The 14,626-nt window shown below is 35.8% G+C and carries 11 protein-coding genes and 1 pseudogene; 3 read left to right on the top strand and 9 right to left on the bottom strand.

Going from position 1 to position 14,626, the window contains the following annotated elements; genetic code table 11:
- Position 1: 1 nt before the first annotated feature.
- The gene (locus tag MKY00_RS10360; protein WP_014893813.1) at positions 2 to 520 is read right to left on the bottom strand and encodes a DinB family protein; all 519 of its coding nucleotides are present in this window, start codon (positions 518 to 520) and stop codon (positions 2 to 4) included.
- Between the two features lie 196 nt (positions 521 to 716).
- Here MKY00_RS10360 and MKY00_RS10355 point away from each other — a divergent pair, with 196 nt between their 5' ends.
- Together MKY00_RS10355 and MKY00_RS10350 are read left to right on the top strand one after the other, a co-directional pair.
- Positions 717 to 1,064 (top strand): DUF4257 domain-containing protein, encoded by a 348-nt coding sequence (locus MKY00_RS10355; RefSeq protein WP_000426318.1) that lies wholly within the window; start codon positions 717 to 719, stop codon positions 1,062 to 1,064.
- Positions 1,065 to 1,148: 84 nt separating this feature from the next.
- The gene (locus MKY00_RS10350; RefSeq protein ID WP_000162606.1) at positions 1,149 to 1,373 is read left to right on the top strand and encodes a hypothetical protein; all 225 of its coding nucleotides are present in this window, start codon (positions 1,149 to 1,151) and stop codon (positions 1,371 to 1,373) included.
- Between the two features lie 193 nt (positions 1,374 to 1,566).
- On the opposite strand, the pseudogene MKY00_RS10345 reads toward MKY00_RS10350, so the two are convergent.
- Together MKY00_RS10345 and MKY00_RS10340 are read right to left on the bottom strand one after the other, a co-directional pair.
- Positions 1,567 to 1,830: pseudogene (locus MKY00_RS10345) on the bottom strand (MFS transporter); the annotation flags it as partial.
- 169 nt (positions 1,831 to 1,999) lie between these two features.
- Positions 2,000 to 2,935 (bottom strand): aldo/keto reductase, encoded by a 936-nt coding sequence (locus MKY00_RS10340; protein WP_016717263.1) that lies wholly within the window; start codon positions 2,933 to 2,935, stop codon positions 2,000 to 2,002.
- Between the two features lie 107 nt (positions 2,936 to 3,042).
- Here MKY00_RS10340 and MKY00_RS10335 point away from each other — a divergent pair, with 107 nt between their 5' ends.
- Complete coding sequence (locus tag MKY00_RS10335; protein ID WP_001259915.1) at positions 3,043 to 3,351, top strand: ArsR/SmtB family transcription factor; 309 nt, start codon at positions 3,043 to 3,045, stop codon at positions 3,349 to 3,351.
- Positions 3,352 to 3,461: 110 nt separating this feature from the next.
- On the opposite strand, the gene galT is transcribed toward MKY00_RS10335, so the two are convergent.
- The 6 genes from galT to MKY00_RS10305 all read right to left on the bottom strand — a co-directional run bounded on the left by galT (position 3,462) and on the right by MKY00_RS10305 (position 14,563).
- Entirely contained in the window at positions 3,462 to 4,952 is a 1,491-nt protein-coding gene (galT, locus tag MKY00_RS10330; RefSeq protein ID WP_016717262.1) for a UDP-glucose--hexose-1-phosphate uridylyltransferase, read from the bottom strand.
- A 403-nt stretch (positions 4,953 to 5,355) separates the two neighbouring features.
- Entirely contained in the window at positions 5,356 to 9,732 is a 4,377-nt protein-coding gene (locus MKY00_RS10325) for an endo-alpha-N-acetylgalactosaminidase family protein (RefSeq protein ID WP_016717261.1), read from the bottom strand.
- Positions 9,733 to 10,242: 510 nt separating this feature from the next.
- Entirely contained in the window at positions 10,243 to 11,250 is a 1,008-nt protein-coding gene (gene lacD, locus MKY00_RS10320; protein ID WP_016717260.1) for a tagatose-bisphosphate aldolase, read from the bottom strand.
- 12 nt (positions 11,251 to 11,262) lie between these two features.
- On the bottom strand, positions 11,263 to 12,201 hold the full coding sequence (locus tag MKY00_RS10315) for a hexose kinase (RefSeq protein WP_016717259.1): 939 nt from the start codon (positions 12,199 to 12,201) through the stop codon (positions 11,263 to 11,265).
- A gap of 26 nt (positions 12,202 to 12,227) precedes the next feature.
- Positions 12,228 to 13,376: an N-acetylglucosamine-6-phosphate deacetylase gene (gene nagA, locus MKY00_RS10310; protein ID WP_016717258.1), complete on the bottom strand. Its 1,149-nt coding sequence runs from the start codon at positions 13,374 to 13,376 to the stop codon at positions 12,228 to 12,230.
- Between the two features lie 20 nt (positions 13,377 to 13,396).
- The gene (locus tag MKY00_RS10305) at positions 13,397 to 14,563 is read right to left on the bottom strand and encodes an SIS domain-containing protein (RefSeq protein ID WP_016717257.1); all 1,167 of its coding nucleotides are present in this window, start codon (positions 14,561 to 14,563) and stop codon (positions 13,397 to 13,399) included.
- Positions 14,564 to 14,626: the final 63 nt, after the last annotated feature.

Here is a 14,626-nt window from a genome sequence, read left to right as displayed (position 1 = left end):
CTTAATTTTCAAATAATTTATTTTTTATCATTCTAATTTGCCCACGGTGACTCATCTCATCTTCTAGCACGTGAAACCACAAATAGTACTGGTTATGCGCTACACCGTTAAGCCACTTTCTTTCTGACATGAGCCATTCATCACCTTGTTCACCCAAATACTTCAGTGATTCTTCTCGAACACTTTGTAGAAGTTGGACATAATATTTTATTTCATGACCACGAATCGTTTTCCCCGATTCTCCTAAATAGAGTGCGTCTTTCCATATTTCTAATTCTTCCTTTGTAAAGTCACGCTCTTGAAATGAAATAAGCTGATGTGCTTTTTCAATAGCTGCTATATGCTTTAGTAACGCTCCAATGGAATTCCCTCCACTCGGTATCATTAAATCTAATTGCTCAACCGATAGATTTTTTATTTCCAGGAATGTTACAGCCCTTGTATGCTCCAGCATGCTGACTAATTCCCCTATATTTTTTGTATAACCATCCACACTTCTTATTCGGTAATCTATATTCATATCACGCACCCCTTTTTACATTCATATTAAGGAATAACTGCTTCATATAATAGACTCATATATATCAGATTTTTCTGATACAATTAAATTGAATATAGAAAAAAACCAAACAAACTTTCTCAATATGCTTCTATGAAATATTAAAAGGAATCAATATAAAATAATCGAATCTTATTCACTAAAAGGAGTGGATTCGATGGAAATGTATCAATGGCTAACTGCTGTTCTCGTTGGTGGCATTACCGGTTTCGTTTCCCATCTAATCAATAACCAAGGTAAGTTATTGCTTCCACGCCGTTTGAAAACTTTTTTTCACTTTGGGTTTTTGACTGATATTTTCACTGGTAGTCTAGCTGCACTTCTTGGACTCGTTTTATTCGATGTCACCTTAATAAAAGAAATTATTAAAGTATCCATTGTGACTGCTATTTCCGGTCAGACTTTCTTACTACACCAAGCGCTCGGTGGTGAGCAGGCTAAAAATAAACAAATTGGGAAAGCTGATGAGAAGATTCAAGAAATTGACAAATTATTACGACGTTAGTCTGTACTTTCTTTAAAAATTATTGCTATAATAAACAATAAATATTTTCTATTGCGTCGTTTGTCAGAAGAAAGGGTGTTTCGTATGACAAAAAAGAAAATAGAAGATTTCTTAACAAACACTGAAAAAGAGGAACTGCTAGAAAACTATAAATGTTTACGAGAAGCCCGCACAAAAAGCGAAGCTAACTATTTTGGAGAAGCGGTAAACCATCTATTAAATAAAGCAAAACAACGAATTATTAAAGATGCAGGCATACATGATGAAAATGCAGCAACTGTTCAATCAAAAAGAAAAGCACTGTTTTAGTTCATTAGCTAAAACAGTGCTTTTATTATGTTATTTTTCACATTACTTTCACATCTATTTCACAATTATAAGTAGTCCTATATGTTATACTCAGTATATCCTTTTCCAAGGAACTATATGCCGATATATTAATCCCTATCTCTATAGGGATTTTTATTTTTGGGCTCTTTTTTTATTTGTAAAGACTTTATGACGCAATCCCACATAAAAACGTACTTAAAGCAAAAAAACTCATTCCTATTACCATCACTTTTTTTCTATTTAAGCCATCTGATATAGGACCAGCGATAAGTGCAAATACAGCGTATCCTAAAGCATATGAACTTACCATCCACCCTGACAACTCAGTTGAAATATGATACACCTGTTGTAAAGTTGGTAAAAGTGGTGAAATTAAGAAAGTATCTGTACCGATCATAAACATGATTGTAAAGAATACAGCTAGTACTCTTTTCATTTAAATCTTCTCCTTTTATATAAAGTGAAACTTTAATCAGCCCTCACCAATCGGGCTTTTATGGGCAGTTGATCCCCCCACCTACCTTCTTTACTTTCGCTGAATTTTGAGATGGGGGTCTTACTGCCCATTAAAGCGGGATAAAAAGAGGAAACTATCCCCCTTTCAATTAATCTTCTAAAATAGATTCAATCTCTTTCATGACTTTTTCATTCAATGAAACTTCCACCGCTCTTACACTTTCTCTTATTTGCTCCGCTCGTTTCCCACCAGGAATAACAGTATCAATTCCTTTTTGGTTTAATAACCACGCTAAAGCTAAATGCGATAATTCGAGATCCTTTTCTTTAGCTAAGTCTTTTAATTTTTCAACTTTCTTAAAGTTACTCTTATATGTATTCTCTTCAAATAGATTTACACTTTGACGCCAATCTCCTTTATTCAATTTGAAATCTTCTGTATATTTACCACCTAGTATCCCAAAAGCAAGAGGCCCGTAAGGAATAAATGAAATACCTGATTCTATACAATATGGCAAAAGTTCTTCCCTAGCAGTACGATCTAACATATTATACGGTGATTGTACAACATCTATGTGTCCGTGCTGATTCGCTTCTTTTAATTGCTCTACGTTTACGTTAGATATTCCAATTGAACGAATTTTCCCTTCTTCTTTTAGGCGAGTAAGTTCTCCAATTGAATCTATGTAACTTGTTTCTGGGTTTGTAAAATGTAAATAATATAAATCAATATAATCAGTTTGTAATCTTCTTAAGCTATTTTCTACAGCATTTCTTAAATAGCTCGGTTCATTATTCATATAAACCTCTCCATTTAATAACGGTTGTATTCCACCTTTGGTAGCAATTACAACTTCATGGCGTTTTCCTTTCAATACTTCTCCCACCAATTCCTCTGATCTACCGAAACCGTATGAATCTGCCGAATCAAAAAATGTAATCCCTTGCCCGATAGCTTCTTCTATTAATCGTTTTCCTTCTTCCTCATTCACATCAGCATATAAATTATGTCCCCCTACAGCGTTTGTTCCTAACCCCAATTTTGAAATATGTAGTCCTGCCTTTTGCAATTTTGTATACTTCATTTTTTCTCCCCCTATATTTCTATTGTTCGAATATATTCGAACAATAGAAATATACCACTTTATATGTTATAGTGCAAATATATTAACTTATACAAGCAGGTGAAAAAATGCGTACTCTCTATCATCCAAATCGAGAAGAAATTCAATTCTCTTCTGTTCTATATGCACTTAGCGATCAAATTCGTTTACAAATTGTAACTATGCTACTAGAAAAAAACGAACAATCTTGTGGCGCGTTAAACATTCCAATCGCGAAATCAACTTTATCACACCATTTCAAAGTTTTACGTGAATCCGGTGTTATGTATACACGCCTTGAAGGAACTCAACGTTTCATTTCAATTCGTGAAGATGACTTAAATGCTAGATTCCCCGGTTTATTAGATGTCATAATACATGCGACAGAGCCATACTAAACAACATCTCATATGAATATGAGATGTTGTTTAGTTTTTCTATTCTTTTAATACTGTGAAGCTTTATTCATTGAGGATTTTGTTCTTCACTATAACTACCAAGTCCCTTCCTAAATTAAAGTCTGAATAAAACGTTTGAACGCTAATACCCCTTCTTCATCTCGTTTAAAAACAGCAGCATCTTCAAGCGCCTGAATAAATTTCCGTCCCAATTCTTCTCTCATAATCTCCTGTATATTTTGTTCATTCATCCTATTTTCATATTTGATTTTTAATTGTTCTGCCCATTGTATATGAGGTGTTGAAATATTACTTGGAATATTAAGTAAGAATTTCTCCACTTCCTGAAGTTCTGTTTTTAAACGAGCAGGAAGTACAGCTAGCCCCATTACTTCAATCAGACCGATATTTTCCTTTTTAATATGTTGTATTTCCGCATGAGGGTGGAAAATACCCAATGGATGCTCCTCACTTGTATGATTGTTCCGTAAAACTAGATCCAATTCGTACATATTATTCCGGTAACGAGCAATAGGAGTAATCGTATTATGTGGAACATCATTCGTAAATGCAAATAAATTAACAGAAGGATCACTATATTCCTTCCACCTCTCTAGTATGTAATCCCCTGCATTTACTATTTGTTCTATGTCGTTACTTCTTAAGCGAATAACTGACATAGGCCATTTAATAATCGAACATTGCATTTCTGGAAATTTAGTTAGTTCAAAATTTAGGTCGTTCGCTGCATTTGCCATAGCAAATTCATAGTTTCCACCTTGATAGTGATCATGTGTTAGAATAGATCCTCCTACAATTGGCAAATCTGCATTGGAACCGAGGAAATAATGCGGGAATTTTTCTACAAATTTTAATAAACGTAAAAATGTTTGACGATCAATTTTCATTTCCCGGTGGTCTGAGGACAATACAATACAGTGTTCATTGAAGTATATATACGGAGAATACTGTAGAAACCAGCTTTCATCTGTAATATTCATTCGAATCATACGATGATTCGAGCGTGCAGGATGTCCAATTCTGCCCCTATATCCTTCATTCTCTATACAGAGTAAACATTTTGGATAATTTGTATTTTCCAATACTCTTTCTTTAGCAATTTGTTTAGGGTCTTTTTCTGGTTTTGATAAATTAATCGTTATATCAATGGCACCATATTCCGTATTTACTTTATAATTTATATTTTTGGCAATTTGCTTCATTTGGATATAATTGCTGTTTTTACTTAATTCATAGAAGTAATTTGTCGCAGCCTTCGGATTTTGTTCGTATTTTTCATAAAATAGAGAATTGATAACGGACGGTTTGGACATAAATACATCCATAATTGCACTTGCTAAAATCTCCTTCTCTTCCAGTACTTCCTCAATGACTTTATGCATACAAGCATATTCAATTAACTCTTCCAATAACTCCGAAATTACTTTCTTTGCGGGCGTGGGCGTTGACGCTTCCACTACAAAGTCATCTAAACGAAGTAAGGAAAGGATTTGGTTCCTTGTATATATTTCATCTTCTTTTTCAATCAATTGAACTTCAATAGCACGATCAATTAACTGCTGGATAGCTTGATATATCATCAGTATATACCTCCTCTAACCTTATAGCGGTTTATGTTGTTACGATGCAAGTTCTATGTACCTTTTATCATTTTATGAACGGACGTATGGGATAACCACCATTCGAATATACGTTTTGCTTTCTCCGAAGAAGCTATTAGCATACTAGAATCGCCCGTTTAGCAAGCTATTTTGTTACATTATACGTACGTAAAAACACTTCTACAATCAACATCTTGTCGTATTTTTTAGACATCTTGCTTTTCACTTTTACCATCTCACTAAAAACATACAAAAGAACATTTTTCAAAAGCAGTTTCCGATGATTTTATGAATACAATGAGACCTATCTCCTTCGAGATAGGCCTCTAATTTACGATATTACACTAGCTATAAAACTACCTTTTTCTTAAATTTAGATTATTTATCTCTGTGACGCTCCACCAGAAGTTACCCTTTCAATACGTAAATTATCTAAAATAAACGTACCCGCTCCGGTATCTCCGTTTAAATTCGTTCCATCACTGAAAATTCCAACATAAGTTTGACCATTCTCAGAACCTGTCACAGTAAACTCTGCTGTTTTTGTGTCAGTAGATGCAGTAAGAGTGTTATTCACACTCAATCCCTTTGCACTCGCAATGTCTCGAACATCAATTTCTTGATCCCCTGAAATAAAGCGGAATGCATTTGCTGTTGTTTGGTAGTCAAATGATACTTTATAAGTTACGCCTGGTTCGAAACGATAATTTTGAGGAATAGTACGGTACAGCAAACCTTTATTTCCAGTGTTCACTTTAACGGACCAACTCCCACCTAATACATCATCGACTAATTTTTTACCTGCCCACCCTTTTTGCGTATATGGAGCATGCAATTCAGACAAATGAATTCTGTTGTCTTCTACACCTTCTGTATTACCAATAACAAATGGGTAAATACCTTGTACTACCGATTCAAAATCTTGTTTAAATTCCGTCGGTGAGACATTATTTTTTAAAGACTTTTGAACGATTCGAATGTCATCAAATTTTGTGTTTCCTTTCCCAGAATCACGGCTTAGAGTTAATTTAGCCCTATTAGATACAGCTGTAAAGCTCACTTGCATGATTTGCATTTTGCTATTGTATCCATCATTTGTGGCATGTGAATCTGCCTTAACATAGTTCTTTTGCAGGCTGCGAAGTGTGTAATTGCTAGCATCTTCTTTCCCACCTGTTACTGTAATTCCAGCCTTTACATCACTATTGTTTTCAACATATACCTCTGCTACATAATCTTTACCCGGTTCCAAACCAGTAAGGACACGGGAAACAGTTGTATCTTTTGATGGACTATCAATGTTTAAGTAGTAATCTCCACTACTTACATTACGGTTGTTTCCAGTTTGATTCGTTCTGATGACGCTTACTGCTTTATTATCACCCTCAATAGTTGTATATGCGCTTACTTTTCCTGTATTGAATCCCCCATCATATATATGAGCATCCTTGCCCCAATTGTAGTCAAGGATTTCCAAACCCTTATCTCTTTTTGGTACGACAACATAAGGAGTTGCAGCACTAGCTGTCAAAGTTATCTTATTATTTACGACCTTTACTTCTTTCACATCTGTTCTACCTTGATCTGTCAATTTGTATACATAAACAGTAGTGGCATTTTTATATTCATCTGGAAGTGTCCAAGTCGTTGTACCACCTTCTAAATTCCAGTGATATAATTTTTCTGAATCAGCAGTTGGATTTTTAAAGTCTTGTTTCACCCAAGGAATTAAATACGCATGGCCATCAAGTATAACATTTCCATTTAGCTTAATAACACGTTCTCTAGCATTGTCTTTTCTAGTTACATCGACAACATCCCCATTGCTTGGGTCCTTCAATTTTATTTCCTTTTCTAAGTTCGTCTTGCTTTTATCCCCTTCTACATTTGTCCAGTTCGTTACATAATATTTTTGTAGGAATTTAGTAGGTAAATTCGTATCAAATGTCATACGAATAAAGTTATCGAAATTCTTATCAGATTGCCATCCTTCGAAACCAGCTAATTCAAATCCACCAAGTAATGGATGGTCAGCAGTTCCACCTACTTCAGGCCAATTCAACACCCAAGAATCTCTTTGGTGATTACTAATAAAACGCAGTACTTCTGAGTTAATCCCTTTACTTTCCGGTCCACCGTAGTTTTTATCAGTAGCCCAATGTTGCCACGTTGAGTAATTGGCCATAGAACCACCAAATTCCGTTGTTAATCTCCAACCTCTATCTTTAAATTGATCTGCTATTCTATTTGATTCCCATTGATTTTGATACCATACATCTAAATAAATAAAGTCAAGATCAGGAACAGCCGTTTTCAATTCATCTAGTCTTTTCGCACGCGATCCAGAATACAAATCTTTTAATTTATTAATTGTATAAGATTGATCTAACCATCCCCATCCTAATGAACTTGGACGATCAATAAAATCATTATTGAAAGCTTTCGCTTCTGGATAAGTTTCTTGAGCATTTATATGGACACCAAATTGGGTATTATACTTATGCCCCTCTTTAATAAGCGTATTTAAATCTTTAACGCCTCCCATACGTTCGCCCACATCACCATAATCTGGATGACCACTATCATGCCCTTCGTTTGCATATCCTTTTAATATGACCGCTTGCCCCAATTCATCTGTAGCAAGAGCAACCTTTTTCACATTATCGGATGTTTTTAAGAATGGTTGTTGCGCTTGTGAGCCGAAATTCATTGCAATACGCATTCCAACATTATTGTTTACATCTTGGTATCCTTTAATGTCTTGCATAATATCACGGTATGCAATCGCCGCATCTTGCCAGTCTGCCTTATTATCATTATTCAAATCTTTAGCAATAGCTATTTTAATAGTTGGTTTATCTTTTTGTGGTTCTGGCATAAAATCTCTTTGATAATAAAGTGCACTAGAACCGATTCCCATTGCTTTAGCACCATTTTTATTTACATATCGATTTGCAACTAAATTTTTATAGCCGTCCACTTCTGAACTAGACCATACACCTGCGCTCAATTCGTCAGTTGACAAGAATGCTATATAATTTTTAGTAGATGTACCTATTTCTCCCATAGAAGAATCTACGCTTACATCTACATCACCTGTTTTCCTAACATCTGTACTAATATTCGTTAATTTAGCTTTTGCACCTTTTTGTTCCGAATTTACCGATATAAAGTTCATATCAGCAAACTCAACCGTCTCGATTTTGGCACTACCATTATTCTTAATTTCATCGAAGCTATAAATAACCTTATTATCATTCACCTTTACAGATACCTTAAATACCGCATCAAGGTTTTTCATTTCATCTACAACTTTTAATGTATATAGTGCTTCACTATCGTTTAACTTTTCAAAGTTTACTTTAGGATAGTATAGTCCACCATTTACTTTCAATCCGTAAACAGGAGCTTCCTGTCCGCTCATTACTTTATCGCCCACTTTGTATTTCACAATCCGCGGGAATACTTGGTCAATTGTGACGTCCATATACTTTGACTTTATTATATTTTCTACTGGTTGAGTATCTGGAGGCTTTGGTGCACTATATTCCTTTATTTTGACATTTGAAATCGTAATATCGGCAGCACCTCGGCTTTTTTCAAATCCTAGTAAGCCAGCTTGATCTACACCACCTGTTAAAGTCCAAGAATCTACCTTTTTACCATCAATGTATAATGTCGCAACATCGTCCATGAATACTAAACGTAAATGGTATGTTTGTTTTGCTTTTAACGGCACGTTTGAAGTCATCGACGTCCAATTGTTTATAGGACCAAAAGTTTCTCCAAAATACTGATCGTTCGTATCTCCTGTTCCCACATATGTGTATGTAGATGAATTTTGAACACGATAGATGAATCCAAAACGATTCATCTTATCAGTATTAGTAGTAACATCTGCTTCAAAAACACCATTTTTAATCGCCTTCATTTGGTTGTAGACAATTCGATTCTTTTGGGTAGATGTAACACCGAAAGTGGCTGAACCATCTTCATTATAGGTAACTTTTCCGTCACCTGAGATAATTTTCAAGTCGCCTTCTTCCAATTTATTATCCGTAATGTCCACAAGTTTTTCATTTCCTGGATCTGTGCCTCCATCCCTAGGCGCCTTTCCTAATTCAATGAGTACTTGACTATTTTTATCTCCATAAGCACCAAGTTTAATCGCTTCCTTACCTGTAAGAAGGTTATTTACATCATTAGATAAGGTAACCGGTCCAAATAAATCTTTTCCATCTAATGTAATATTCAAAGTGGTTTTATTATAATCAATTTTAATAGAATGCGAAGTTCCAGCCTCTGGAAGTGGAACATTAGGTCTAGTTTTTAACCAGTCACCTTTCCCTTGATATTTGTATTCGTAGAACCATCCAAGTGAGTCGTAGCCTACAAAAACGAAATTATTATTGTCAATATAATGAGGATAGAAACCGAATCTAGTATCTTCTCCCTTTGTTTCTGGAATAAAACTATATTCCATCGTTCCTGATTCTTTAGCGACTTTATTCTGCTCTTGAAAAACTGCAGCTTTAGCCCCATTATCGTTGCCAGCACCTGCTCCAAGCCTTGCATATGACTTACCATTTTGTTCTATTAATGCATTAATTTCGTTTCCAACAGATGAAATTGTAATCCATGGATTAGACGTATTTGCCCCTACATGTAGCGGCACAATCATGCTTACTAAAAGTGTTGGCACAATCAACATACATGCAAGAAGGGTATTAAAAACTCTCTTGAAATGCTTATTTTCCAATTCTTCTCCTCCTTTGAATTTAAAATTTTGGTTAAAGACGATACCTGCACATTAATTTTTAAATAAACAAAAACCTGAAAGGCACCGCTTTCACTTATGTTTAGAATAGTTTTTTTAAAGTGCCTCCACAATAAAGATATTGTTTCTTTTTTTAGGTATATTGTCTTTTTAAAAACGCTTACAATACAAAGATATTGTTAGCTTTTTCAAGTGTATTTTTTAGCGAAACCCCGCTAAAATTCAATTAGTTTGATTGTACATGGCAATTAGTACTTACCATTTTCTTTATATATAAAGGGTCCCCATATGCCTTTACCTGAAGCTATAGTTACTACCGTCCTTGCTGTTCTCGATTTTCATTCTAGGTTTTTCACCATGTTGGACACACTAAAAAAAAGAGCAGACGAATGTCTGCTCTTAATTTTTCATTCCGTTTAAAAATTGATTCTGATGCAATTATCACTTAAAGATAGAAAGAAATAAAGAACATATAGAAGGAAAGATATCTTACTAACTTTGAAGCTCCGCTGTTTGTTTTACTTTAGCAAACCATGAGTTGGCTGTCTCTTTCAACACGAGATTTAGTTCTTCAGCATTCCTTTTACCAGTATCTTTTAACCAATCACGACCTGCTTGTTCGCCGCTTATAGCAAAAGGTGCCACACCGTCCTTCCAGGTTGCCCGACCACATAACACTCCGTTAAAGGTAGAACCGGATTCTTTAGCAAATTTCAATGTTTCTTGGAATAATTTAGCACTTACACCTGCACTTAGGAAGATAAAAGGCAGCTCAGTTACTTCACTTTGTTCTTTAAAAAAAGAAGCAGCCTCTTCTTTTCTGTAAACGAATTCACCTGTCGTATACCCTTCCACAAAATTCATATCCACTGGAACCTCTACTTTTAAAACATCTACTTGGTATTGAGGTTTCGAGAACTCCTTCATAGCCTCAATCACTTTATGTGGTTTTATTTTTGCGTACTCTTTATTTTTCGCATCATCATTTTCAGCATCATAAGTAACAATCTCCAAGAAAAATGGAATATCTTCAGCAGCACACTCAGATCCGATACGTTCCATATAGACATGTTTATAGTTATTAATTTTTTCATCTTCATCGAAATCATAGTAGAGTAAGAATTTAATAGCATCGGCACCTGCTGCCTTTAATCGTTTCACTGACCATTCCGATAATAAATCTGGTAACCGTCCTACTTCTGACGCATCGTATCCGGTTTTTTCATACGCTACTATTAAGCCTGATTCTTTATGTCGGATCTTTGCCGCTGGCAGTCCGTATTCCGGGTCCAAAAGAATTGCTGTTGCAAATGGTGTTAATTCCTCAGAAACCAATTCTTTGAAACGGATAATGCCCTCATCTCCAACATGACTTGCACCGCCAGACGCAATCATTTTTTTCAACGAACCGCGTTGATCAATAGCCAATGCTCCAATTATGCCATTTTCAGCAGATAAACGTTTTAGAGCTTCCAATTTATTCTTGGTTAGTTCTAACATCAACATTCTCCTCTACCAATCTATTTTTTCAATTTTAATGAGATCAAAGTATTGTTTAAACTTATTTATATTAATATAACCAGTACCAACTTCCATCGTATTTAATATTCCTGTAGTCATCGCCGTTTTAAGAACAGTCTCAACCGTTTGATTTTGATATAATGCCACAGCTAATCCTGCAACTGTCGCATCACCAGACCCAACAGGATTGATCACTTCTATTTTCGGAATCGTAACTCTGTAATAGTCCTCGACATGCCTAACTAAAGCACCTTCACCACCCATCGACATGATAATCCACTCAATTCCAGTAAATAGTTCATGGTTTAATGCTTGCTTCAAATCTATGATTCCCATTTCCATGTTAATGCCCAACAACTGAGATAATTCCGCTTTATTTGGTTTGATGGCAAATGGTTTTTCTTTATGCACCAAGGCGTTTTTCAAAGATTCTCCTGAAGAATCTATAATCACTGGAATTCCATTGTTATTACAGATTTTTAACATTTGATAATAAAAGTTATTCGGTAACCCTTTCGGCAAACTGCCCGAAATTGTCACAAGTGAAGCTGTTGTAAGCAGATATTCAAATTTTTCTAAAAAAGTTGCCCCTTCTTCGTTGGATAATGTCGGCCCTGATTCTAAAATCTCTGTTTGCATCCCTTCATGAAGAATGGCAATACAATTTCTTGATTCTTTTTTAATTTTTAAAAAGTCATTTGGAATATTGCTTTTATTTAATTCTTGAACAATGTATTCGCCAATCGTACCACCAATCACACCTGTCGCTAGAACAGCTTCTTCCATTTGAGCGATCACTCGCGCCACATTCAAGCCCTTTCCACCAGCAGTTTTATGAACTGTTTCCACACGGTTAACAACATCTAACTTTAATTCATGAGTCGAATAGGAAATATCGACAGATGGATTCATGGTGACAGATAAAATCATTTGAAATCCCTCTTTCAGAAAAATATTTAAGCTTGAAAACGGCACACACCATCAAGATAGGTAGCTGCTAAATCCATCGCTGGCGTCAGTACTATAAAGTCAGCAGCATATCCTTCAGCGATTTTCCCACATTCGCCATCTAGTTGAATACTTTTAGCTGGTGCCGTACTCGCCATATAAATTGCTTGCTCGGGCGCGGCAATTCCCCAATCGACGACATTTTTTACAGCATCTTTTAATTGCAAAATGCTACCTGCTAAACTTCCACTTTCCAAACGGGCCATCCCATCTTTTACTTTCACAGGAAATTCTCCCAATTGATACGTTCCTTCAGGCATACCCCCGGCCATCATACAATCGGATACCATTACAACCTTTTCTCTGCCGCGGACATTCATTAAAATATTTAAAGCAACAGGATGAACATGATGTCCATCACATATGATTTCGGCAAAAACATCTTTTAAATTCATGGCTGCTCCAACCATTCCTGGTTCACGATGGTGCAGCGGACTCATACCATTAAAAGTATGAACAAAAATGGATGCACCTTTTTCACTAGCTTGCTTCGTTTCTTCATAAGTTGCATCACTGTGGGCCAATGCCACTATAATCTCTTCTCCTACAGCATATTCAATGAATTCCGCTGCTCCTTTTATTTCAGGTGCAATCGCAATTTTTTTAATAGAATCATTTGATAATTTCTGCCAACCTTTCAACATATCAACTGATGGGTCACAAAAATATTTCGTGTTTTGTGCTCCTTTATGCTTTTCAGTAAAAAACGGCCCTTCTAAAAAGATCCCTTTAATTTTTGCGCCCTGTACTTTTTTGTAATTGGCACCAATCATTTCAACGACATTATTCAACGATTCTATTGAGGATGTTAAAGTTGTCGGTAAAAAGGATGTAACGCCGCAAGAAAGGAGTCCTACCGATATTTGATTTAGTCCTTCAAAATTATTGTCCATAACGTCGTGATTTCTAAAACCATGAATATGTGTATCCACTAGACCAGGAGCAATCCAATATCCTGCATAATCGATGATTTCTTCTGCTTCTTCTGGCCTGTTTGCCGAAAAAACACCGAATTTTCCATCTTTTATTCCCAAAAAACCAGGACCTACGACCTTCCCCTCAAGAAAAAACTTATCTGCAAAGATAAAAATAGACATGTATGTTTCCCCTACCCTAGTTACTCATATTCGTAGATAGTAACACCTTTAACGACACGGTTCACCGTTCCTGTCGGTGAAGGTGTATCCGGTGTATTACCTACTTTCACGGAGGCTAACAGTGATATTGTTTGCCCAATCATTACAAAAGGTAATGCTAAGTATGCATCTGGTACAGACTGTGCCTCGCTGCCAAATACAAACCTATTCCCAGCGTAATTCGTTTCTCCATCAACCTCGATGGCACATATATAGCTGGCAATGTTGTCTTGTTGCATTTCGTTTAACATATCTAAATCATATTGACGTGTATACGGATTGTTAGAAACAAACACAAAAACTAATGATTTTTCGTTTACAAATGATTTTGGACCGTGCCGGAATCCTAGCGGTGAATCAAAAGCGGTGACAATTTTTCCAGCTGTCAGTTCTAACACTTTTAATTGTGATTCTTTTGCTAAACCTTCTAAACTACCAGAACCTAAGTAAATAATTCGGTCAAAATCCAAATCTACTATCTTTTGGATAGCGTCTTCCCTTTGAATGACACTTTCACCCATTTGATGAATTTCTTTCACTATCTTTGATTTTTCTTCAGTCGATATAGAATCAAAAACAAGTAATGCCGTTAACGCCATGCAAGTATAACTTCCTGTCATTGCAAAACCATGATCATTTGATTTTTCAGGCATCAATAGCAATAAGTTTTTGTCATTATTCACGGCCTGTTTAGCTAATTTTCCATCTTTCGCACAAGTAATCGTGATTTGATACAAATCGCTTACTATTTGCTCAGCTAATTGTACGGCAGCGACACTTTCTGGGCTGTTCCCGCTTCTAGCAAATGAAACGAGTAAGGTTGGAAAATCCTTTTTGAAAAATTGGTAAGGATTTGAAACTAACGTAGTTGTCGGGATACTTAGTACTTCCCACTGTTGTTCATCTACTTTTTCTATTACATAAGGGGTGACTGTATCACCGACATAAGCAGACGTTCCAGCGCCTGTAAAAATAACTCGAACCCGATTATGTTTCGTTACTATTTTTTGCAAAAACTCATCAATTCTCTCGCTCTTCTCCATATACAAAGCAAAGGTTTCAATCCATAAATCAGGCTGCCGTCTTATTTCCGCCGTTGTTATCGATGCGCCTAACGAAACTAATTTTTCTTGACTTAATGTAAACATATTCGTTCACTCCTCTACCTATTTGCCATCATTCTCTCCATAAAGTGAAACTTTAATCAGCCC

Source organism: Bacillus sp. FSL R9-9834 (assembly GCF_038006905.1).
GTDB classification, from domain to species: Bacteria; Bacillota; Bacilli; order Bacillales; family Bacillaceae_G; genus Bacillus_A; species Bacillus_A pacificus.
Note: the sequence above shows the minus strand (reverse complement) of the source record. Positions and strands in the feature narration are given on the sequence as shown.